23 protein-coding genes are annotated in these 23,834 nt (G+C 42.9%); 17 read left to right on the forward strand and 6 right to left on the reverse strand.

All coding sequences use genetic code 11. The features are described from left to right. Positions 1-139: 139 nt before the first annotated feature. From C5O00_RS00780 to C5O00_RS00840, 13 genes are all read left to right on the forward strand, one after another. Positions 140-937: a TrmH family RNA methyltransferase gene (locus C5O00_RS00780; RefSeq protein WP_174688593.1), complete on the forward strand. Its 798-nt coding sequence runs from the start codon at positions 140-142 to the stop codon at positions 935-937. Between the two features lie 80 nt (positions 938-1,017). After that, positions 1,018-2,250: a M48 family metallopeptidase gene (locus C5O00_RS00785; protein WP_105214052.1), complete on the forward strand. Its 1,233-nt coding sequence runs from the start codon at positions 1,018-1,020 to the stop codon at positions 2,248-2,250. A gap of 74 nt (positions 2,251-2,324) precedes the next feature. Then, entirely contained in the window at positions 2,325-4,529 is a 2,205-nt protein-coding gene (locus tag C5O00_RS00790) for a RelA/SpoT family protein (RefSeq protein ID WP_105214053.1), read from the forward strand. A 23-nt stretch (positions 4,530-4,552) separates the two neighbouring features. Further along, positions 4,553-5,032 (forward strand): Fur family transcriptional regulator, encoded by a 480-nt coding sequence (locus tag C5O00_RS00795; RefSeq protein ID WP_105214054.1) that lies wholly within the window; start codon positions 4,553-4,555, stop codon positions 5,030-5,032. 5 nt (positions 5,033-5,037) lie between these two features. Continuing rightward, positions 5,038-6,309, forward strand: coding sequence for an adenylosuccinate synthase (locus C5O00_RS00800; RefSeq protein ID WP_105214055.1), 1,272 nt, complete (start codon positions 5,038-5,040; stop codon positions 6,307-6,309). Between the two features lie 45 nt (positions 6,310-6,354). Then, a complete protein-coding gene (locus tag C5O00_RS00805; RefSeq protein ID WP_244593008.1) occupies positions 6,355-8,085 on the forward strand; it encodes an OstA-like protein in 1,731 nt (576 codons plus the stop codon). Next, the gene (locus C5O00_RS00810) at positions 8,072-9,274 is read left to right on the forward strand and encodes an aspartate aminotransferase family protein (RefSeq protein WP_105214057.1); all 1,203 of its coding nucleotides are present in this window, start codon (positions 8,072-8,074) and stop codon (positions 9,272-9,274) included. Before C5O00_RS00805 ends, C5O00_RS00810 begins: the two co-directional genes overlap by 14 nt. A 140-nt stretch (positions 9,275-9,414) precedes the next feature. Then, complete coding sequence (locus C5O00_RS00815) at positions 9,415-10,815, forward strand: tetratricopeptide repeat protein (RefSeq protein ID WP_105214059.1); 1,401 nt, start codon at positions 9,415-9,417, stop codon at positions 10,813-10,815. A 31-nt stretch (positions 10,816-10,846) separates the two neighbouring features. Then, on the forward strand, positions 10,847-11,818 hold the full coding sequence (locus C5O00_RS00820) for a DUF368 domain-containing protein (RefSeq protein WP_105214061.1): 972 nt from the start codon (positions 10,847-10,849) through the stop codon (positions 11,816-11,818). Position 11,819: 1 nt separating this feature from the next. Next, positions 11,820-12,842 carry a DUF368 domain-containing protein gene (locus tag C5O00_RS00825; RefSeq protein WP_105214063.1) on the forward strand — a complete coding sequence of 341 codons (1,023 nt, stop codon included), beginning with the start codon at positions 11,820-11,822 and terminating at the stop codon, positions 12,840-12,842. Beyond that, positions 12,835-13,566, forward strand: coding sequence for a shikimate dehydrogenase family protein (locus C5O00_RS00830; protein WP_105214065.1), 732 nt, complete (start codon positions 12,835-12,837; stop codon positions 13,564-13,566). Before C5O00_RS00825 ends, C5O00_RS00830 begins: the two co-directional genes overlap by 8 nt. A 99-nt stretch (positions 13,567-13,665) precedes the next feature. Continuing rightward, positions 13,666-15,792 (forward strand): DUF349 domain-containing protein, encoded by a 2,127-nt coding sequence (locus C5O00_RS00835; protein WP_105214067.1) that lies wholly within the window; start codon positions 13,666-13,668, stop codon positions 15,790-15,792. A gap of 2 nt (positions 15,793-15,794) precedes the next feature. Further along, positions 15,795-16,427 (forward strand): class I SAM-dependent methyltransferase, encoded by a 633-nt coding sequence (locus C5O00_RS00840; RefSeq protein ID WP_212390065.1) that lies wholly within the window; start codon positions 15,795-15,797, stop codon positions 16,425-16,427. Positions 16,428-16,460: 33 nt separating this feature from the next. Here C5O00_RS00840 and mazG read toward each other — a convergent pair whose 3' ends face one another. From mazG to ruvX, 4 genes are all read right to left on the reverse strand, one after another. Continuing rightward, positions 16,461-17,234, reverse strand: a complete 774-nt coding sequence (gene mazG / locus C5O00_RS00845) for a nucleoside triphosphate pyrophosphohydrolase (RefSeq protein ID WP_105214070.1) — start codon at positions 17,232-17,234, stop codon at positions 16,461-16,463. A gap of 72 nt (positions 17,235-17,306) precedes the next feature. Further along, the gene (locus C5O00_RS00850) at positions 17,307-17,717 is read right to left on the reverse strand and encodes a DUF5606 family protein (RefSeq protein ID WP_105214072.1); all 411 of its coding nucleotides are present in this window, start codon (positions 17,715-17,717) and stop codon (positions 17,307-17,309) included. Between the two features lie 60 nt (positions 17,718-17,777). After that, a complete protein-coding gene (def, locus tag C5O00_RS00855; RefSeq protein WP_105214074.1) occupies positions 17,778-18,368 on the reverse strand; it encodes a peptide deformylase in 591 nt (196 codons plus the stop codon). 4 nt (positions 18,369-18,372) lie between these two features. Then, entirely contained in the window at positions 18,373-18,783 is a 411-nt protein-coding gene (gene ruvX / locus C5O00_RS00860) for a Holliday junction resolvase RuvX (RefSeq protein WP_105214076.1), read from the reverse strand. Between the two features lie 94 nt (positions 18,784-18,877). Between ruvX and C5O00_RS00865 the strand changes: the two genes are divergently transcribed. Beyond that, positions 18,878-19,693, forward strand: coding sequence for a 2,3,4,5-tetrahydropyridine-2,6-dicarboxylate N-succinyltransferase (locus tag C5O00_RS00865; protein ID WP_105214078.1), 816 nt, complete (start codon positions 18,878-18,880; stop codon positions 19,691-19,693). Positions 19,694-19,769: 76 nt separating this feature from the next. On the opposite strand, the gene C5O00_RS00870 is transcribed toward C5O00_RS00865, so the two are convergent. Then, positions 19,770-20,528, reverse strand: a complete 759-nt coding sequence (locus tag C5O00_RS00870) for a lipopolysaccharide kinase InaA family protein (protein WP_105214080.1) — start codon at positions 20,526-20,528, stop codon at positions 19,770-19,772. Between the two features lie 45 nt (positions 20,529-20,573). Between C5O00_RS00870 and C5O00_RS00875 the strand changes: the two genes are divergently transcribed. Both C5O00_RS00875 and C5O00_RS00880 read left to right on the forward strand, forming a co-directional pair. Further along, positions 20,574-21,653: a glycosyltransferase family 9 protein gene (locus tag C5O00_RS00875; RefSeq protein ID WP_105214082.1), complete on the forward strand. Its 1,080-nt coding sequence runs from the start codon at positions 20,574-20,576 to the stop codon at positions 21,651-21,653. Between the two features lies 1 nt (position 21,654). Continuing rightward, complete coding sequence (locus C5O00_RS00880; protein WP_105214084.1) at positions 21,655-22,236, forward strand: class I SAM-dependent methyltransferase; 582 nt, start codon at positions 21,655-21,657, stop codon at positions 22,234-22,236. On the opposite strand, the gene C5O00_RS00885 is transcribed toward C5O00_RS00880, so the two are convergent. After that, the gene (locus C5O00_RS00885; protein ID WP_105214086.1) at positions 22,233-23,054 is read right to left on the reverse strand and encodes a glycosyltransferase family 2 protein; all 822 of its coding nucleotides are present in this window, start codon (positions 23,052-23,054) and stop codon (positions 22,233-22,235) included. The genes C5O00_RS00880 and C5O00_RS00885 overlap by 4 nt on opposite strands. Positions 23,055-23,090: 36 nt before the next feature. On the opposite strand from C5O00_RS00885, the gene C5O00_RS00890 reads away from it, so the two are divergent. After that, entirely contained in the window at positions 23,091-23,828 is a 738-nt protein-coding gene (locus C5O00_RS00890) for a glycosyltransferase family 2 protein (RefSeq protein ID WP_105214088.1), read from the forward strand. Positions 23,829-23,834 lie beyond the last annotated feature (6 nt).

Consider the following 23,834-nt stretch of genomic DNA (forward strand, 5'->3'; position numbering starts at 1 on the left):
AGAAAGCTAAGTTTAACCGAATAATTTTTTTGAAACCTTTATGATTTATTGTAGGAATTCTAAAATACACTAAAAAGTAAAAGTATTTTACAACTGATATTGCTTTAGGGGCAATTAAAATACTTATTACCTTTACCGCATGATAAAATCTATCTCCAGCCTTCAAAATCCACTGGTAAAACAAGTGATCCAATTACTCGAAAAATCGAGGGAGCGAAGAAGCACAGGGCTATTTGTGATTGAGGGCAGAAGGGAGATCGAGCTGGCTCTAAAGGGTGGTTATCAATTACAGACCATCATGATCTGTCCGGATATTTTTTCTGAAAATGCTTCGGAAATAAATTTCCCTGAAAAACAGCATATAGAGATAAGCCCGGAAGTATATCAGAAACTGGCCTACAGAAAGACGACCGAAGGCATTCTGGCAATCGCCGAAAGTAAAGAACTCTCGCTGGATGCATTAAGAATAAAAAATGAGAATCCGCTAATTCTCGTCGCCGAGGCTCCCGAAAAGCCCGGTAATATAGGTGCCTTGCTTCGAACGGCAGATGCGGCAAACCTGGATGCTGTGATCATTGCAAATCCGCGTACCGATATGTATAATCCCAATATAATAAGAAGCAGTGTTGGCTGTATCTTCACACGCGCTATTGCAACCGGTTCTACAGAAGAGATCATCCAATTCCTCAAAGAGAAGGACATAGATATTTACTCTGCTGCTCTGCAGGCTTCCAAACCCTTTTACAACTGTGACTATAGAGGGCCCACCGCGCTGGTTGTTGGCACAGAGGCCGCTGGTTTGTCTCAAAATTGGCTGGATTCCAGCACACAGAATATTGTGATTCCTATGGAAGGAGATATAGACAGCATGAACGTGTCGGTAGCAGCGGGAATCCTTATATTTGAAGCCAAACGACAACGAAATCTCAACAATTAAGATGTTATTGTATGTAGTTAAATATCAATTACAAACCTGCCTCTGAGATAATAAAAATCAATTTTTCAAAACCCATTCCTTTGACACCGCAAACTTTATTCTACATTATTATTGGGATCATTGTCCTTAATTTCATTATCGATAAAATTCTGGATCACCTCAATGCACAACATTTCAACGACGAGCTACCGGCGGAGATCGCCGATGTGTACGATGAAAAGGAATATAAACGGTCTCAGCAATATAAAAAGGAACGCTACCGCTTTTCGCTGCTCTCGTCTTCAATTTCCATGATCGCCACTCTCCTGTTCTTCTTCCTGGAAGGTTTTGCATATGTAGACGACCTCGCGAGGTCTTACACAGATAATTCCATTTTGATCGCACTAATATTCTTTGGGGTAATTGGAATGGCGGCGAGTATATTAAGCCTACCCTTCAGTTACTACAGCACATTTGTGATAGAAGAAAAATACGGCTTTAATAAAACCACAGTAAAAACCTTTGTCCTGGATAAAATTAAGGGACTATTCATGGCGGCGATAATTGGTGGCCTGCTTATGGCAGTGATCGTTTGGTTCTACGAATGGGCCGGAGAGGCATTCTGGCTGTATACCTGGGGTGTAGTAACCGTGTTTTCGGTGTTTATGAATATGTTCTACGCCAGGCTTATCGTGCCTATTTTCAATAAGCAAAAACCCCTGGAAGCCGGGGAGCTGAGATCCAGGATCGAGGCCTATGCCAATACGGTTGGCTTCACGCTGGATAAGATCTTTGTGATTGATGGCTCAAAGCGAAGTACAAAAGCCAATGCCTATTTTTCAGGCTTCGGAAGTGAAAAAAGAGTAACCCTATACGATACCTTGATCAACGATCTGGAAGATGAAGAGATCGTAGCGGTTCTTGCCCACGAAGTGGGACATTATAAGAAAAAGCATATAGTGATCAACCTGCTGGCCTCCATCCTCACTACGGGGTTTACCCTTTGGGTGCTGTCTGTTTTTGTGGGAAATCCGTTACTTTCGGAAGCCCTTGATGTAAGCGAGCCTTCTTTCCATATAGGTTTGATAGCCTTCGGGATACTTTTTACCCCTATTTCGGAACTCACGGGATTACTTATGAATTATTTATCCCGGAAATTTGAATACCAGGCGGATAACTATGCCAAAACGACATATAATGGTACTCCCCTAATTTCAGCATTAAAAAAATTATCACGAAACAGCTTAAGTAACCTAACCCCGCATCCGGCCTACGTTTTCGTGCATTACTCACATCCCACTCTTTTACAGCGTTTTCGGAATTTAAAAAAATAAAAACGAAGACGCCGTCCATGGGTCCGGGCACAAAATTTGTTGGTACTTACAAACCAATATTGTACATTTAATTTATGACTGAGGAAGTACTGGAAGCGGAAAAAAAGGAGCTCACCAAACAATACAAAGAACTGCTGAAGATCAGTTATCGAACGCTCACAGCGGCCGATAAACGGCTGATCCGTTCGGCATTCGATGTTGCCGTTGATGCCCATAAGGACCAACGGCGAAAATCTGGAGAGGCTTACATATTCCACCCATTAGCGGTAGCAAAGATCGTTGCTTCCGAAATTGGGCTGGACGCTACTTCTATTGCCGCTGCCCTGCTTCACGATGTGGTGGAAGACACCGAGTATTCGCTGGCAGATATTGAACAGTTATTTGGAGAGACCGTTGCCCGCATTGTAGACGGACTTACCAAGATATCTCAAATACCTTACGATAAGGACGTATCGCTGCAGGCCGAGAATTTCAGGAAAATGCTGCTCACCCTCAATGAGGATATTCGTGTGATCATTATCAAGATCGCCGATAGACTACACAACATGCAGACCATGGACTCCATGCCTGAGCAAAAACAAGTTAAAATTGCTTCGGAAACACTTTATATCTATGCCCCGCTGGCTCATCGCATAGGCCTGTACAACATCAAGACCGAATTAGAGGATCTGGGATTGAAATACACCGAACCGGAGGTATATAATGATATTCTAAGTAAGATCAAGGAAAGCAAGGAACAACAGGACGCCTATATCAACGATTTCACCAAGGTGATCAAGGATTCCCTGGATGCCGAAAAACTAAAATACGAGATCAAAGGGAGGCCGAAATCAATATTCTCTATCCGTCGCAAAATGCTGGCTCAGAATGTTAGTTTCGACGAAGTCTACGATAAATTCGCGGTTAGGATCATCTATAAAAGTGATGCCGATAATGAAAAGTTCATTGCCTGGAAGATCTACTCGATAGTAACAGACCATTTCAGACCTAATCCCACACGTTTAAGAGATTGGATCTCATCGCCAAAATCCACAGGCTACGAAGCCCTGCATATCACAGTAATGGGGCCACAGGGACGCTGGGTAGAAGTTCAGATACGATCGGAGCGAATGAATGAGATAGCCGAAAAAGGATACGCCGCGCATTATAAGTACAAGACCAAAGAGAAGGAAGATATTGGCCTGGAAGACTGGTTGAACAAACTGCAGGAATCCCTGGAGAATTCGGAAGTGAATGCCGTGGATTTTGTAGAGGACTTCAAATTGAATCTCTACGCTAAGGAGATCTTTGTCTTTTCACCTAAAGGAGATCTGTACTCCCTTCCCAAGGGTGCAACTGCCCTCGACTTCGCCTTTCACATACACACCGAAGTTGGACTGCATACCCGGGGAGCAAAGGTTAACGGGAAGCTGGTACCCTTAAGTCATGTGCTAAAAAGCGGAGACCAGGTGGAGATCATGACCTCCGAGAAATCGAAACCAACAGCAAACTGGCTTAATTACGCTACCACAGGCCGTGCACGATCGAAGATCAAATCTTCTCTGAAGGAAGAGAAAAAAGAGATCGCTGCCGAAGGAAAAGTTGTCCTGGCCAGAAAATTGAAATCACTTAAGATCACCCTGGACGAGAAGACGGTAAATCAACTGGTAGTCTATTTCAAACTAAAAACCAGTCTGGACCTTTTCTATCGTGTAGGTGCAGGGATCATCGACAATAAAAAATTAAAAGACTTTGCGGCATCACGCTCTAATGCTTTTGTCTCCTTCTTTAAAAACCGAATGCGAAAACCCGGACACCCGGATGATGTCGACAAGCAGGAAATAACCGAAAAGTTCGATCAGCTGGTATTTGGTAAAGAGGAGGACAAACTGGAGTATAAGATGGCGAATTGCTGTAATCCAATTCCCGGAGATGATGTATTTGGTTTTCTTACCGTGAACGAGGGAATAAAGGTTCATAAGCAGAACTGCCCGAATGCCCTGCAGCTACAAAGTAATTACGGCTACCGAATCATGCCCGCGAAGTGGATCGATTCCACCCAGAGTGATTTCAGGGCCGAACTCAAGATCACCGGAATCGACACGATTGGCCTGGTGAACGAAGTAACCAAAGTGATATCGAATAACCTCAACATCAATATGAAGAGTGTTCATTTCGACAGCAACGATGGTATCTTCAACGGAAAAATTATAGTGGTGGTTAAGAACAAGAATATTCTTAATAATCTCGTTGAAAAAATAAAAAATATAAACGGAATTGATAAAGTTACCAGAGCATAAATAACTACCTTTGCTCCTTTGATATGACTGCAAAAACGGATCAAAATAATCAGGCGATCGTCAAGAATGTTTTTACGGGGTTTCTCGAGGAAAAAGGACATCGTAAAACACCGGAGCGCTTCGCAATTCTTCAGGAGATCTATGATCATAACGATCACTTCGATATTGAATCCCTGTATATCAATATGAAGAACAAGAACTACCGTGTAAGCAGAGCCACCCTTTATAATACCATAGAATTATTACTGGAATGTGGCCTGGTGCGTAAACATCAGTTCGGGCAGAATCAGGCTCATTACGAGAAATCGTATTTCGACAAGCAACACGATCATGTGATCCTCTCAAACGGGGAAGTGATAGAGTTTTGCGACCCGAGGATTCAGTCTATCAAAAAAACCATCGAAGAAGTTTTCGATATCGAAATAACCAACCATTCACTCTATTTCTACGGAAATAGAAAAACTTCCGGCAGCAAAAGCACGAGTAGTCGGGAAAATTCATAATACTTATGGCAGTAGATCTACTACTAGGATTACAATGGGGTGACGAAGGAAAAGGAAAGATCGTCGACGTACTTACCAAAAACTATGATATCATTGCACGCTTTCAGGGAGGCCCAAATGCCGGCCATACCCTCGAATTCGACGGGATCAAGCATGTACTTCACACTATTCCCAGCGGTATTTTTCACGAAAATGCGATCAACCTGGTGGGTAACGGAGTTGTGATAGACCCTGTGATCTTCAGAAAAGAACTCAATAACCTCGACAAATTCAACCTCGATTACAAAAGCAAACTGCTAATCTCCAGGAAAGCGCACCTTATCCTGCCAACGCACCGACTTCTCGATGCCGCAAGTGAAGCATCTAAAGGAAAGGCGAAGATTGGTTCCACCCTTAAAGGAATAGGCCCTACTTACATGGACAAAACAGGCAGGAACGGAATCCGGGTGGGTGACCTTGAGATGGAGAACTGGCAGGAGAAATATCGCGCACTTGCCAATAAGCACGAGGCGATGATCGATTTCTACAAAGCCGAGATCCAGTACGATCTTGCCGATATGGAAAGAGAATTCTTCGATGCCGTTGAGAGACTTAAAGAATTAACCTTTATTGATAGCGAAGAATACCTCTACCAGGCCCAACGAGCCGGGAAATCTATTCTGGCCGAAGGCGCCCAGGGTTCGTTACTGGATATTGACTTCGGAACCTATCCGTATGTAACTTCGTCCAATACTACGGCGGCAGGAGCATGTACAGGCCTTGGTGTGGCCCCAGGCGATATAAAAGAGGTATTTGGGATCTTTAAAGCCTATGCAACACGCGTTGGTAGTGGCCCCTTCCCTACCGAACTATTTGACGATTACGGGAAGACCATGGCAAAGGTTGGGAACGAATTTGGTGCTACAACCGGACGTCCGCGACGTTGCGGCTGGCTGGACCTTGTGGCCTTGAAATACGCCGTTCGGGTTAATGGTGTTACTCAATTAATGATGATGAAAGGCGATGTATTGAGTGGATTTGACAAATTGAAGGTCTGCACCGCCTATCATTATAAAGGCAGTAAAATTGAGCATCTACCGTATAATATCGAGGCGGAGAATATCACTCCCATTTATTCTGAAATGAAAGGATGGGCTGAGGATCTCACAAAGATGAGCAGTACTTCAGAATTTCCTGCCGCCCTTAACGATTATATAGAATTCCTTGAAAAAGAGCTCGAGGTGCCTATTAAGATCGTATCGGTTGGTCCGGACAGAACACAAACGATTCACCGCTAACTCAATATTTGTTGGTATTTTCGTTAGTGTTATAAAGAATCTTTGTTGAAAATATCAAACTACATACTCCTTTTCTTTTTTCTCTTCGGAATTTATTGTTTCGGACAGGATGATCCCGGAAAAACTAAAGTCTCGGTACAGTCCGGCTATCTTGAAAAGAAACCCGAATTTCCCGATGCTATCATCTACACCAAGGACAATTCCGGGCAGGTGTATATTGTGCACGAAGGCGTAGAGATGTGGTGCGACCAGGCCTTTGTTTACCTGAAAGACAATTTTGTAAAAGCCTACGGAAAAGTACGCATCATGCAGGGAGATACCGTTTCCATGCGAAGTAAATACGCCGAATATAACGGTAACACGCAATTTGCCTTCGCCAGTGGCGAGGTAGTCCTTACCGAACCCAAAACCACCTTGCGTACAGACACCTTGTATTTCGACCGTATCAAACAGCAGGCCTTTTACCGCTCCGGAGGTACCGTACGTGATACGGCCAGCACCCTAACCAGCCGTATAGGACGCTACTATGCCGCAACCAAGAAATATCAATTCCTCTCTGGGGTGAAGATCGTTAACCCAAAGTATACTGTAAACAGCGAACAACTCGATTTTTATTCCGAAACAGGAGGTGCCTATCTGTATGGCGAATCCACCATTGTATCTAAAACGAGTACGGTTTACTGTGAAAGAGGATATTATAACACCAGAACGGATAAAGGGTATTTTGTAAAGAACTCGAGGGTCTACTATAATAATCGGATCCTTTATGGGGATAGCATTTATTTCGACCGAAACACAAGTTTTGCTTCAGCTACCAACAACATAAAAGTTCTGGATACGATCAACCGCAGTGTGATACGCGGACATTATGCCGAAGTGTTTCGAGAGAAAGATTCGGTCTTTATCACGAAAAGAGCGGTGGCTGTCACGCTACGAGATAACGATTCGGTGTATGTTCACGCCGATACCCTAAGGGTAACCGGAAAGCCCGACCACCGGGTGATAAAAGGCTTTTACAGGGCGAGAATGTTTAAACGTGGCCTGCCCCCAGACGCGCCTACTAGTGGAAAATGCGATTCGATCTTTGTGGATCAGAAGGCCGGGATCACCAAACTACTACGAAACCCTATACTCTGGTCCGGTGAAAACCAGATGACCGGAGATACCATCCATATCCTGTCTAATACCGAAACCGAGAAACTGGATACTTTGAAGGTTTTCAATAATGCGTTTCTTGTACAAAAGGACAGTGCAGGTTACAACCAGGTAAAAGGAGAACGCCTTATAGGATTGTTCACCAACAACGAACTGGATACAGTGAATATCATCAAGAATACTGAGGTAATTTATTTTTCAAGAAACGATAAACAGGAACTGGTGGGAATAAACAATACAGTTTCTAGTTCGATACAGATGTACTTGGAACAGCAGCAAATAACCGGGATCAAGTTTATAAAACAGGCTAAGGGAAAGGTATACCCTCCCTCCCAGTTTCCGGAAAATGCGAGAATATTACCCGGATTTATCTGGCGTGGTGATGAAAGACTCATGAAAGTGCAGGATCTGTTTAATGGGAAGCCGGCACCTGTGCTTCCGAAGATACAGGGCATTCCCTTGCCTGAAGACGAAGGTGAATTCTTCGATGATATCCCGGAAGAAGAGATTGATCTGCCCGAGGCCTCAAAACTAAAGGCCAGCGATCTTCAAAACCGCCAAGATGATCCGAAACCCGAAACCCGTAAGGAAAATAAAGAAAAGGACGATGGCGAAGGCTAATCTTGCAGCAGACTTTTTCAAACACCAGGCGCAGACCACCCCCCATCCACTTGCGATGGTAGTGTCTCACGCCGAAGGTAGCTATATCTTCGATGAAGACGGAAATGCGCACCTCGATTTTGTAGCCGGTGTTTCTGCTTGCAGCCTTGGTCACAAACACCCATCGGTGATCAATGCAGTTAAAGAACAATTGGACAAATACCTGCATGTGATGGTCTATGGCGAATATGTTCAGGAGAACGCCGTCCAACTATCTAAGTTACTCGCAAGCCATTTACCCAAGCCACTGGAAACCACTTATCTTGTTAACAGCGGTACCGAAGCCATCGATGGCGCCATTAAACTAGCGAGGCGTGTAACAGGCAGATCCGGTATTATCTATGCAGACAAGGCGTATCACGGAAATACCTATGGCGCCCTGAGCGTTATGGGAAACAAAGAACGCAAACAACCCTTCGCACCCCTTCTGCCCGATTGTCATGCCATTACCTTCAATAGCGAAGAAGACCTCGACAAGATAAACAGTAACACAGCCGCTGTTATACTGGAAACCATACAGGGAGCGGCAGGTTTTATAGAACCCGAACCAGGCTACTTACAAAGAGTTAAACAACGGTGTGAAACCGAAGGTGCCCTATTGATACTGGATGAGATTCAGCCCGGATTTGGCCGTACCGGAAAACTATTTGGCTTCGAACATTACCAGGTGATCCCGGATATACTGGTGATGGGGAAAGGTATGGGAGGAGGTCTTCCTATAGGAGCTTTTACCGCGTCATATGCCCATATGTCGTTGTTAAAAGACAACCCTAAGTTAGGACACATCACTACTTTTGGTGGAAACCCGGTGATCGCAGCTGCAGCGCTAGCAACCTTAAAAGAGATCACCCAATGCGACCTCATGCGGGAGGCTTTACGAAAGGAACAATTGTTCCGGGTGTTACTAATTCATCCTTTGATAAAAGAAATTCGCGGGAAAGGGCTCATGCTGGCGATCATGGTGGAAAATGCCTCGATCGCAAATGAGATCATACTGGGTTGTAAAGAGGCCGGACTCATACTTTTCTGGCTTTTATTTGAGTCTTGTGCGATTAGGATTACACCACCGCTAACCATTTCAGAAGAGGAAATAAGAAAAGGCTGCGCCATAATTGCAGCCGTTATGGACAAGGTTAGTGAAAAAACTTAATGACGTAAGTAGCTGTTTTACAGTATGTTATATTCTAAAAATTCTGTTAATAAGCTTGTTAACAACAAACACGGCATAACTATTGAACACCTCTTTACATTACTATCTTTAAAATAGAAGAATCCGTTAATCAGTTGTGTATGAACTCTAGCCCTGACGAGTATAACAATTTCTCTCTTTCCCGCTTCGAATCCATGCTGAAGACCAATAACGTACTTTTCTTTGACTCTGGTGAGTTCGAAGAGATCATTCAGCATTATCTTGAAAACGGTAAGATCGCCCTTGCCAAGAAAGCAGTGAAGCTTGGCCTGGAGCAACATCCTACATCTACAAACCTGAAATTATTCCAGGTTGAAATGTTCATTTTTGAGAACGAACTGGACACTGCCGAGGAGTTACTGGACTCTTTAGAGCCTCTGGAACAATCCAATGAGGAGATCTATATTCAGAAAGCAAACATCCTATCCCGAAGGGATGAACATAAGAAAGCTATCCGTCTTTTACATAAAGCACTTGAAATCACCTCCGATGAGGCAGACGTATTGTCACTTATTGGTATGGAATACCTCTTTATAGAAGACTTTGAAAATGCCAAACAAAATTTTATGAGGTGTTTAGAACAGGATGAGGAGGACTATTCGGCCCTATATAACATTATTTATTGTTTCGATTATCTGGAGCAACATGAAGCTGCGATCGATTACCTGAATGACTATCTTAATAAGAATCCTTATTGCGAAGTAGCATGGCACCAGGTGGGCAAGCAGTATACAAATCTTGAAGAATTTAACAAGGCTCTGGCCGCCTTCGATTTCGCCATTATTAGTGACGATAGTTTTATTGGGGCATACCTTGAAAAAGGTAAAGTACTTGAAAAACTGCGCAGGTATACCGAGGCGATCGAAAGTTATACCATTACCCTGGGACTGGACGAACCTACTTCCTTTGCCTTATTGCGAATAGGGAAATGTTACGAAAAACTGGGGAATAGTGAGCTCGCCTTAAAATTCTACAACAAATGTGTGGAAGAAGATGCCTTGTTGGACAAAGGCTGGATCGCGATAACCGATTTTTATTACAAGAAGAAAAATTACCAGAAGGCACTTTACTACATTGATAAAGCGATCAATATAGACAGTGAGAACGTTTTGTATTGGAAACGATATGCGAAGATCAATAACAGACTAAACCTCTTTGAAGAAGCTGAGCATGGCTTTAGAAGAAGTATAGAGCTGGGTAATTACGAACTGGAGACCTGGTTGGCCCGCGCCGATATATTATTACAATTGGGCGAATTTGAAGCTGCCATTAATAACCTGCATCAGGCAGCCGAGTTCTATCCGGAGTCTGCCGAGATCGAATATCGTCTTGCAGGCGTACATTATTTACTGAACGAAGATGATAAAGGACGATATCATCTTAAGAATGCTCTTAAATTCGAACCGGAATATGCCTTGATCATCGAGGAGATCTTTCCATCTATCTACGATCGTAAATCGGTTAGGGAATTAATTAAAAATCAACAGAATCCTTCACTTTAAATTACGTAATTTTGGCTGAAATGCCTGTGCTATGCCTACACGTAATTTTCTTCAATATCTGTTAGTTACCGCTAAAGGCGTTGCCATGGGCGCTGCAGATGTGGTACCGGGTGTATCCGGAGGTACTATTGCCTTTATCAGTGGGATATACGAAGAGCTGATAGAGACTATTCATAAACTCGACCTGGGGTTCTTCAGATCGTGGAAAAAGAGCGGATTTAAAACCGCCTGGAACACCTATAATCTACCTTTTTTACTGGCATTGTTCTCCGGGGTAATAGTAAGCATACTGTCCCTGGCAAAGTTAATTACCTGGTTGCTGGCAGATCATCCAATATTGGTGTGGTCTTTCTTCTTCGGCCTGGTGGTTGCCAGTATATTATTTGTAGGAAAACAAATAACACAATGGAATTTTAAAACAGTGCTGGCCATAATCCTGGCAGCTGCTCTGGCATTGTTCATTACACTTGCCAAACCAATAGGCTCGCCAGAGAGCTCCTGGTTCTTGTTTGTTGCCGGTTTTATCGCGATCATCGCGATGATCCTTCCCGGGATAAGCGGAGCATTTATACTCCTGCTACTGGGTGCTTATTCGCCTGTGATAGCTACCCTGGCGCAATTAAGTGATGGTATTGCCTCGCTAAACTGGAATATGATTGGGAATGCCTCCATGAAACTGGGGATCTTTGCGTTGGGAGCCGTAATAGGCTTGAAAGTCTTCTCACGTACTCTAAACTGGATGTTCAAACATTATAAAAATCTCACTCTGGCAGTACTCACCGGCTTTATGATAGGTGCTCTCAATAAAATATGGCCCTGGAAGGAGGTGCTGCAATACAGAACCAACCATAAAGGTGTTGAAGTACCCTTCATAGAGGAAAGTGTTCTACCCACTGCTTACGATGGCGATCCAAAACTTCTGATGGCTATACTCTTTTTAGTAATTGGCTTTCTCACCATTTTCATACTCGAACGTATTTCAGTAAATAAAAAAGTTAGCTGATATGGCTCAAAAACGTTCGATTGGAGATAAATTCTGGTTGGTGATGAAAGGGCTGGCTATGGGAGCCGCCAATAAGGTGCCCGGAGTGTCTGGAGGGCTTGTGGCCTTCGTCGCAGGGTTCTATGAAGAATTCATCTATTCGCTACAGAAAGTGAATCGCAAGGCGTTCAAATTATTGATAAACGGACGCTTTAAAAGTTTTTTCCAGTATATAAACGGTCAATTTTTGGGCTTGTTGATCCTGGGAATGGTTATTAGCTACTTTAGTGTTTCCAAATTACTCGACTACCTGATCGTGCACTACGAATTATTTGTTTGGAGTGCTTTCTTCGGAATGATCATTGGCTCCATTTATTTCATAGCCAAGGATTTTGGAGAATGGAACAGAAAATACCTGGGCTATCTGCTCTGCGGAATTTTAGCTGGCGTAAGCATTAGTTTCCTGGAGCCTGCCACACAAAACGGGAACCTAATTTTTGTATTCTTTTGCGGGATAATTGGTGTTTCTGGGATGACCCTCCCGGGACTTTCCGGTTCCTTCATTCTAATTTTACTTGGGAATTATGTTTTACTTCTGGTAGATGCCGTAAACGCTTTATTCGATACCATGGCCGAAATCTTTAGAGGAGACCTAAGTTTCTGGTCGGATCCTGTCCGTATACAATTGCTCAAGGTGTTACTGGTTTTTGCACTAGGATCACTTACCGGCCTGGTGTCTCTTTCTCATCTGCTTGCCTACGTATTAAAGAGATACAAGAAAGCTACCTATGCAGTGATCATTGGTTTTATTGCCGGGTCCCTGGGAGTTGTATGGCCATGGAAACTAAAACAATTTGAATACGACGCCAACGGCAATATTATGTACGATGCTAATGGTGCAGAAATATTAAAGGGGTACGAAAGATACTGGCCATCAGAATTTTCGCTCGAAACCCTTTGGGCGATTTTCTTTATCATTGTAGGCATATTAATCGTACTAAGTTTAGACTGGTACCAAAAACATAGGACTCCGCACTATGGCTAAATATGGCTTGATTGGAAAGGATCTAAGTCATTCCTTTTCCAAAACATTTTTCACTTATAAGTTTGAACAGGAAAACCGTCGGGATTCTTATCACAACTTCGAACTAGAAAGTCTCGAAGAATTCCCTCAGCTTATCAAAAATACCGAAGGATTAAAAGGGCTTAATGTTACCATCCCCTATAAGGAAGCCATCATCCCATATTTGTACAAGCTGGATAAGGAGGCCGAAAAGATCGGTGCTGTAAATACCATTAAATTTAGAAAAGACGGAAAATTAATAGGCTACAATACAGATCATTATGGTTTTGCCAAGGCCCTGGCAGATTTTTTCCCTATCAAAGAAAAAACTGCGCTGATCCTTGGAACCGGTGGAGCCTCGAAAGCGGTACAGTACGTACTGGATGCTATGGAATTTGATTACGAAGTCGTGTCGAGAAAACCTACTGTTGACAGTATTGGTTATAATTCCTTAAGCCGGGATGTCATTGCAGATCACCTTCTAATCGTTAATTGCACGCCAATTGGAACCAGCCCCAATGTGAACGACTGCCCAAAGATCCCCTATCAATATCTCACCAAGGATCATGTATTGTTCGACCTTATTTACAACCCCAGGGAAACCGAATTTATGAAGAGAGGGTTTGTAAAAGGCGCCAGGGTGATCAACGGACTTAAAATGCTGGAAAACCAGGCAAAAAAGTCCTGGCGGATCTGGAAATTGTAAAAATCTCCCTTTTTACTTCAAAATAAGATAGGCTACTTTGCCGTTTGCATAGTAGTTAGTATCTTACCATTCCTTACTCGAACCTCAACATTGAAAGAAATGTCCGACAAAAAATTGCAAGAAGAAAAACTTTCCGATAAATCTTCGGAACCATCCGAAAAAAAAACAGTCGTTCCAGAAAATATTTCGGAAGGAGAAGATACTAGTGCTGCTGAAACGCCCGCAGGTGATTCGGAAGAGGTTGCTGTGGATGTTTCAGAAGGAAAAAAGCAAGAGGAACCCATTGCTGAAGAAACAAATGACGATGCTTCAGAAGAAATGCAGGTAGACGAAGCAGACACTCCAAAAGAAGATACGGTCGCTTCCGAAGAAAAAAAGGAAGACAAACCTGAACAGGAGGTAGTGAAAGCCAACACCCCCATGGATACGGATGAGGAGGAGGAAGAAGAAGAAGAGGTGAGCTCATCTGATGATGAGGATGAAGAAGAAACTCAGGAAGTGGAAGAGGAAAAAGATTACCATTCCCTTTCGAAAAAGGAACTCGTTGCGGAGTTGAAAGAATTGCTAAATTCGAAACAGGTTCAGCAAATAAAGAATGAAGTTGAAGAGATTCGGTCTGAATTCAATGCGAAATTCAACGAAGAACTGGAACACGAAAAGGAAGAGTTCCTCGCAAATGGTGGTAATATTATAGATTTCCATTATACCACCCCGCTAAAAAAGGAATTTAACTCACTCTATTTCGACTATAAGGAAAAACGAAATCACTATTACAGATCCCTAAAAAAAGATCTCTCGGCCAATCTCGAAAGACGACAGGAACTCATAGAGGAATTAAAAGGCCTGCTCAATGCCGAGGAGAATATAAATACTACTTACAAACATTTTAAGGATATACAGGAGCGCTGGCACACGGCCGGCCCCATCCCCAGGGATAAGTACAATCTTATCTGGAACACCTATCATCATCACGTTGAGAATTTCTATGATTTTCTTCATCTGAATAGGGAATTCCGGGATCTGGATTTTAAACATAACCTGGAGCAGAAACTTAAACTCATTACCCGGGCCGAAGAATTACAACAGGAAGAAGATATTAATAAAGCCTTCAGGGAGTTACAGATGCTTCATAAGATGTGGAAGGAAGAAATTGGTCCTGTAGCCAAAGAATACCGGGAAGAGGTTTGGGAGAAGTTTAGTGCGGCTACCAAGGTCATCCATGATAAGCGTTTCGAATATCTGAAGGAAATGGAATCCACCTTCGAGGATAATCTCGAGGCGAAAAAGAAGATCGTTGAACAAATCACAGAGGTTACTGCTGCTACCAAACCCAGCCATCAGAACTGGCAAAATGCTATAAAGAAGGTACAGGCCCTGAGGGATCAGTACTTTGAGATAGGGAAAGTACCACGGCTAAACAATAAGGAGATATGGAATGCCTTTAAAGAATCTACACGAAATTTTAATAAGGCTAAGAATAATTTCTACAAGAACCAGAAAAAAGAGCAATACACTAATCTGGAAAAAAAGCGAGAACTTATAAAGATCGCCCAGGAAAATAAGGATAGCGACGACTTCGAAGTGGTTACTCCTTTAATGAAAAAGATACAGGCAGATTGGAAGAAAGTGGGTCATGTGCCCAGAAAAGACAGTGATAAGATCTGGAAAGAGTTCAAAGAGGCTTGTAATTATTATTTCGATAGACTTCACAGTGTGAAGAACGAAGCGAATAAAGAAGAGGTTGAGCATTTAGAGACCAAAACCAAAATGCTTGAAGAGATAAAAAACCTCGAGCTTAGTGGCAGCAAGGATGAAGACCTGAAGCTGATAAAAGAGAAGATCGGCGAATGGAAGAAGGTGGGAAGGGTTCCTTTTAAGAAAAAATCCATAGAGCAGCAGTTCAATAAAGAACTGGATACATTGTTTGGCAAGATGGACCTCAACAAAAAGGAGGCCGAAATGATCAAATTTGAGAACAAGCTCAATTCGATGGTTTCCCAGGAAGATGAGAGAAAGTTGAAGAACGAACATTTCTTTATTTCCAAGAAGATCGATGAGACCAAAGATGAGATCAGGCAGTTGGAAAACAATCTTGGGTTCTTCCAGCATGTGGACGATTCGAATCCGCTGGTTATGGAAGTCCACCAGAATATCGCCAGGCATAAGGAGCAACTGGAAGTTTGGAAGGCAAAACTTAAACGTATCAAGAAAGTAAGAAACTCCTGATCATGACCCCCTGCCTGCTTTGCCATAGTGAAAGTACGGCTTCCTTTTTCGAGGGTAACACTCAATCATTTTATTCCTGTTCTCAGTGTGGCACCGTTTTTCGCCACCCGTCCAATTTTATTTCGGCTTCGGAAGAAAAGGCCCGATACCTCACCCATAATAATGATGTGAACGATCCCAGGTACCGGCAATTTGTGTCCCCTATTACCGAGAAGGTAATGGAAGAATTTAATACTACTAGCCTCGGACTGGATTTTGGAGCGGGCACCGGCCCGGTGATCACCGAGATCCTAACCAACAAAGGATACCGTTTAAATCTTTACGATCCATTTTTTCATCCCGATGTAAGTGTATTGAATGAGACCTACGATTTTATTGTTTGCTGTGAAGTAATAGAACATTTTAAAAAGCCACAAAAGGAATTTAGCCTGTTGAAACGTCTACTTAAACCGGATGGAAAGCTTTATTGTATGACCCACCTGCTGTGTGAACCCAGGGATTTCACGAACTGGTATTACAAGGACGATCCTACTCATGTTATTTTTTATATGGAGGAAAATCTTAGATGGATACGAGATAACTTCGGTTTTTCGGAAGTAAAGATCGATGAAAGATTAATTGTCTTCTCGAGGTAGGAAGTTCGGGACTTTGGTAAAAATCAGCGCTGATCAAATCTTTTTCGCTTCCTCCCAATAGACATCCATTTCGGCAAGCGTCATTTCTTTGAGAGGCTTTCCCAATTCCTTGGATTTATTCTCCAGGTATTGAAATCGCTTGATGAATTTTTTATTGGTGCGTTCCAGGGCATTCTCAGGATCTACTTTTAAGAAGCGGGCATAATTGATCATCGAGAAAAGGACGTCTCCAAACTCTTGTTCAATTCGTGGTCTGTTTCCCTCTCCCACTTCGTGTTGCAGTTCTTCCAGTTCTTCTTTTAGTTTTTCGAAAACCTGCTCCGGCTCTTCCCAATCGAAACCTACCCCGGCCACCTTATCCTGGATGCGATTGGCTTTCACCAATGCAGGCAGAGACACCGGCACGCCTTCTAACACGCTTTTCTTCCCTTCTTTAAGTTTGAGTTTTTCCCAGTTTTGTTTCACTTCCTCTTCATTGGCCACACTAATATCTCCATAGATATGTGGGTGCCTGGAAATGAGTTTTTCACAAATATCGTTGGCTACATCGGCTATGTCGAAATCCCTGGTTTCACTACCTATTTTAGCGTAGAAAACAATGTGGAGTAAAAGATCTCCCAGTTCTTTTTTTACTTCGGAAAGGTCCTGATCCAGGATGGCATCGCCAAGTTCGTAGGTCTCTTCGATAGTGAGATGCCGAAGGCTTTCCATGGTTTGTTTTTTATCCCATGGGCATTGTTCGCGCAACTCGTCCATGATGGTGAGCAGGCGATCGAAAGCCTTAAGCTGTTGTTCTCTGGAATTCATAAAAACAAAGCTACTTTAAAAGGTCTTCAGAAATAAAAAGAGTTATTAAAAGAGATTAACAAACGGAAATGTCTATTCTTCTTCCGAAGAATCTGCCTCAGTAAACTGAGTGATCCCGTGTTTTTGCAGCAAATTGTACCACTGCACCACTTTTTTGATATCGCTGGCATACACACGGTCCTCGTCGTAATCCGGCAGGACTTCAAAGAAGTATTCTTCCAGCTCGTCCTTCGATGCCTTGTGGTTGATAGCCGGTCCGCCATTCTCTTTTTCAGAGATCCTGGAGAAGACTTCTCGCAGAGGAACCTCTTCTGTAAGAGTGTAGATCGCTATTTCTGATAACAGGCTTACATTATGCCTACCGCTTACACTTATCTTCTTGCCATCGATAAGGGATTCTGCTAAAAAGCCACTACGTGTTTGGGTCTTCAATTCATATAGCCCCGGCTTTCCTGAAATAGATAAAATCTTCTCTAAACTCATAATGTAATTTGCTGTATTCGGCGGCAAATATCCTGTGTAAGTTTTAGTTTTGCAAGAGCATTAACGTTTCTTTTTGGCCATAGGGAACTTCATACGGTAGGATACATCGATCTTCCCTTTAGAAATGTTGGCCAATCTGCCTTTGATAAGTCGTTTTTTAAGTGGTGAGAGCTTATCTGTAAACAGAATTCCTTCTATATGGTCGTATTCGTGCTGTATGATCCTGGCTACAATACCATCGAAGGTCTCTTTATGTTTTTTAAAGTTCTCATCCTGGTACTCAATGGTGATCTGCGGCTTTCTAAAAACATCCTCGTTAATATCGGGTATACTAAGGCACCCTTCGTTAAAAGCCCATTCGTCACCTGTTTCTTCAACGATCTTTGCGTTTATAAAAACTTTTTTAAAGGTAGAAACAAATTCTCTTTCGTCTTCGGTAAGATCGTCGTCATCCTCAAAAGGTGTGGCGTCTACAATGAACAATCGTATGGGTAAACCTATCTGCGGAGCAGCAAGGCCAATACCTCTGGCACCATACATGGTCTCGAACATATTCTCCAATAGCTCGTCCAGTTTTGGATAATCCTCGTTGATCTCTTTGGCTTTTTGTCTTAGCACAGGATCGCCGTATGCCACTATGGGTAAAATCATAATCTTATTGCTTATATAAATATTCCTGAAGGATGATAGTGGCACTGATCTCATCGAGCAAGGCCTTATCCCGGCGCTTTTTCTTTTTCAAACCACCGTCGATCATAGATTGAAAAGCCTGCTTACTACTATACCGCTCGTCTACCCGTTGCACCTCCATGGTGGGGAATTTATTAGTAAAGGCCGTGAGAAATTCTTTGATGTTCTCTTCTACGTCACTGTGTGTACCATCCTTCTGTTTGGGCTCGCCTACCAGGATAAGATCTACTATTTCTTTTTCAAAATAATTCTCTAAAAAAGACATTAATTCTTCGGTTGAAACGGTAGTTAGACCGGAGGCGATGATGCGTAATTCGTCCGTCACCGCTATCCCGGTTCGCTTTGTTCCATAGTCTAATGCCAGTATGCGTCCCATTCAGTGCGCAAAAATACCGATTTGTTAAATAGTATGCTAAAAATTACATCCAATTTAACCACAGGGCTTATCTTTGTAAAAATTAAAAAGACCTATGACTGAGCTTCAGGAACGCATTGAAAAAGCCTGGGACGACCGCTCCCTCCTCAACGAAACAGATACCAAAAATGCCATTCGCGAAGTTGTGAACTTCTGCGATGCAGGTAAATTGAGATGTGCCGAACCAACGGCCGATGGCTGGCAGGTAAACGAGTGGGTGAAAAAGGCGATCGTACTTTATTTTCCTATTGAAAAAATGGAGACTTCCGAAGCAGGGATATTTGAATATCACGATAAGATCCCGCTAAAAACGGGCTATCAGGAAAAAGGAGTTCGGGTAGTTCCCAATGCAGTGGCACGACATGGCGCCTATATATCTAAAGGTGTGATCCTTATGCCAAGCTATGTGAATATTGGAGCCTATGTAGACGAAGGGACCATGGTAGATACCTGGGCCACAGTAGGTAGCTGCGCGCAGATTGGTAAGAATGTTCACCTCAGTGGTGGTGTGGGTATTGGCGGTGTTTTAGAGCCCTTACAGGCGGCGCCCGTAATCATTGAGGATAATTGCTTTATCGGTTCCCGTTGTATAGTTGTAGAGGGAGTTCGGGTGGAGACGGAAGCAGTTTTAGGAGCAAACGTGGTACTTACCGCCTCTACAAAGATCATCGATGTTACCGGAGATGAACCTGTTGAAATGAAGGGACGTGTTCCGGCAAGATCCGTAGTGATCCCGGGGAGTTATGCCAAGAAATTTCCGGCGGGAGAATACAATGTGCCTTGTGCCCTTATCATTGGTACCCGAAAAGCAAGCACCAATAAGAAAACCTCGCTCAATGACGCGCTGCGCGAATACAATGTATCGGTGTAGTGATAAGCAACTTCAGTAAGAATAAAATTAGCCAACCATAGCAGGAGTACACAGCTGGATATAAATTTAAATTTTGTTAGCCGGAGTTTCTGCGTCTTCGCCTCACCTTCTTAGCATTTACCTTTTTCTGAAAAGCCCTGCTGTAATGGGTCATAAGTGAATGTGTGAGTTCGAAAGTATTGTTTGATAGCTTCGCATAGGTATCTGCCATGATGTTGATCATGTGCTTAGACAACCACAGCCTCCTGAAATTACGCATACGCTTTTCGAAAGACATAGATTCGAACTTCATTCTGTTCAGATCGATAAGATAGAAGTCGTAAGCACCCTTACCTTTCTCCACGATAAGTGTATTCCCGGGAGAATGATCCAGAAAGTTCACCTTGTTCTCATGTAGACGATATGTGAAGGCTGCCACCTGCCTGAGGATCTCGTCGCGGTTCGGCCATTTGGGATTGTGATTCAGCACCCGGAAATCGAAGTCGTATTCAAGGTGCTTACAAACGTAATAGCTCTCTTTTAAACCTACTGAAAATGTTTCGGAGTAACACACCGGATGCGGGGTGTTGATTCCCAGTTCGATCAATCGCGATGCGTATTCGAAGGATCTGCGTGCTTTACTTTTCCGAAGGAATCTATATACCAGGCCTTGAAAGAAACCCGGGGTCTTGAATTTCTTAATTACATAAGTATTACCATCTACACTTACTTTTTTGATGGTATTTCGATCGCCTTTGGTAACAAAATCCTTATTTGCCTCAAATCCATTGATCGCCTCTTCAAATTGAGCTTTGTAAGCTTTATGATCGGGATGTAGCACAAGGGTTTTGGCCATGATTAATTTTAATAACTTCAAAAAAAGAGATACTTTGCGAAGGTAATGCAACCTACGAAAATACTTGTTATTCAAAACAAAAGAATTGGTGACGTGCTCATCAGTTCGGTGATTGCAAACAACATAAAAAGAGTCTTCCCAAAAAGTCATGTCACCTATTTTGTATACGATTATACCAGTGGGGTTCTTGAAAATAACCCGAATATAGACGAGATCATACGGGTAAAAGAGAAGGAACTTAAAAAGATCCCTCGATTGCTGAAGACCATGCGAAAGATCCGGAAGGCAGATTACAATATCATCTTCGATCCATATTCGAAATTCCAGAGTAGGATGATCTGCTTGTCGAGTCGGGCCGAATATCGAATAGGATTTAAACGCGCCCACAAGAAGTTGAAGCTCCCATTCTATTCACACCCGGTGAATTTGCTTGAAAAGCGCTCCAGGAATTGTGGAAAGGCTATAGAAGACAGGATCAATCTGGTACATTCGGTTTTTCCGCTGGAAATGCCGGATTATGTACCAAAGATCTATTTAACTCCCGAAGAGAAAGCCTACAACCCCGTGGCTCATATTAATACCCCCGTGATCATGCTGGGAGTTCTGGGAAGCACCCCACAGAAGTCTATGCCCTACGAGTATATAGCGGAACTCATTAATTATATTACCGATCACTTTAATGTCACCTTGCTCTTCAATTATGCTCCGCATCAAAAACCGGAGGCTATGAAGATCTACGAACTTTGCCGCGGAAAAGATCAAATTAATCTCGATATCTATGAAGATTCCATTCGAGGATTTATTAAACTTATCAATCATTGCGATATGCTCGTGGCTAATGAAGGCGGGAGTGTGCATATCGCCAAGGCCTTGAACAGGCCGACCTTTACAATCTACTCCCCCTACGTAAACAAAGAGCACTGGTCGAGCTTTGAGGATGGAGTCACCCACGATTCGGTGCATTTACTGGAAGAAAAACCGGATCTATTTAGTAGCTTTACCCTGGAGGAACGCAGGAAAATTGAAGAAGATCCGGATGCGTTGTATCATGAACTCACGCCCGATATGATATTGCACAAACTAAAACCCTTTCTGGACGGGCATTTGGCAGATTCTCGAAAATAAAATGAACTTACTTGATAAATTTCATCACTGGAGACGTAAGGTACGCTGGAATAAGCAGTATAAAAGCGGGCGTTGGAATAGTCTACAAAGTGAGAAAGAGGTTGCCAGATATCGACAGATCGTTAGTTTTATTGCTGAATACGCCCCGGCGAATCCCGCTATCCTGGATATTGGTTGTGGTGATGGCGTGTTAAATCTGCGAATGGAAGACCTGGAATACAGCTATTTTCTAGGTATTGATTTTTCGAAAGTATCGATAGACAAAGCCAGAGGAAAAAAATTCCCTAAGTCGGAGTTCCTCGCCGCCGATGCTATCACGTTTACACCTCAACGCAATTTCGATGCGATAGTCTTCAACGAAGCCTTTTATTATATCCATGATTCCGAAAAGCAGAATGTGTTGGACAGGATGCTGGGCCACCTCAATGAAAACGGGGTGCTGATCATTTCAATTTACAGGGAAGGTACTGGTTGCTGGGAATATTTTAAAGAGAATAAAGGGTTGAAAGAACTTGCTTTCACCACGGTTACCACCAATGAAGAACTACGTTATTGGAAGATCGGGGTATATAAAAAGATCTAATCTTTTTTGATCCCGAAAGGGGTTCGTTCTAATTTCTTTTCCCGGGTCTCTTTCCGGATCGCCCGGTTCTTATCGATGGATTGCTGGTTCTTATATCCGCGTGGATGGTCCAGATGGATCACCACAGCGTTATACCGTATTTGCTTACTCTTAAGGCCATAATTTACAAGCCGCTCCCCTAATTCACGATCCTGCCCTCCATACTGCATGCGTTCATCAAATCCGTTCACGGCCAAAATGTCTTCCTTCCAGCCACTGGCATTATGCCCGTTCCAGCTGGCATTGGTAGGAGTGACCGCATTGAGGACCGCTGCTTTAAAGGGGCCTGAATTTAACTTGTTGTTTTTAAAAGAAGATTTCAGACCGTGTTTTTTCAGCCAGCCAAGGTCGAAACAATCTTCAGAATAAATTGTATCCCTGCTAATTGCCTCGGAGATGTTCATGGGTAACATAAAATAACCTCCAGACAGAAAATATCCTTTTTCCCTGTACTTTATATGTTGTTCGACAAAATCCTTTCGCGGGATGCAATCCCCGTCGCTCATAATGATATATGGAGTAGAACATTTTAAAATCGCCTTGTTAAGGATCTGCGACTTCTGAAATCCGTTGTCTTCGTGCCATACATGGACGATAGGATAAAAAACCTCCTCGTTCATTCTCTCGATAAGCGCCTTTGTTTCCTCACCCGAACCATCATCTGCGATCACGATCTCGAACATACGGTAGCTTTGGTTGTTATATCCGTAAAGTACTTTTTCCAGCCATGCCGGCGAATTATACGTACTAATAATAATGGAGGTGTCTATCGTTTGCATTGGTGCAAAGATAAAGTTATTTAGTAAGTTTGCTCCATGCAATCGTTATCGGTCATTGTCCCTACTTTCAACGAAGAAGCCTATATAGTAGACGCGCTGCGGTCGGTGGCTTTCGCCGATGAGATCATCCTCATAGATTCGTACAGCACAGACAATACGGTTGCACTTGCCAAACCTTATATCACGAAATTATTACAGCGGGAATTCGACAATTTCTCTGCCCAGAAAAACTATGCCCTGGAGCATGTTAGCAGTGACTGGGTATTATTTCTGGACGCAGACGAACGCGTTACCCATTCGCTGGAAGATGAAATAAAGCGCACCATTTCGCACCCTAAGCACGGCGGTTATAAAATTAATTTCCCTCATTTTTACATGAACCGATTTCTTTACCACCACAGTGACGATGTGCTAAGGCTGGTAAAACGCGCCGGAGCTCATTTTACAGGAACGGTACATGAGAAGTTACAGTGTGAAGGGCGAATAGGAAAATTAAAGAACCATATGCTCCATTATACCTATAAAGGGCTGGAGGCGTATATTGAGAAAAAGGAGACTTACGCCTGGTTTCAGGCGGAACAACTATATAAGAAGGGTAAAAAGGCCAGCTGGTTTCATTTATGGATCAAACCATCATACCGGTTTTTTCGATCTTATATTCTAAAAGGAGGATTTAGAGACGGTATTCCCGGTCTAACGGTGGCCGCGGTTAATGCCTACGGAGTATTTCAGCGATATGTAAAATTGCGGTTGCTGCACAAGGGAATGCGGTGATCTCCC

This window comes from Pukyongia salina, assembly GCF_002966125.1.
Lineage (GTDB): Bacteria > Bacteroidota > Bacteroidia > Flavobacteriales > Flavobacteriaceae > Pukyongia > Pukyongia salina.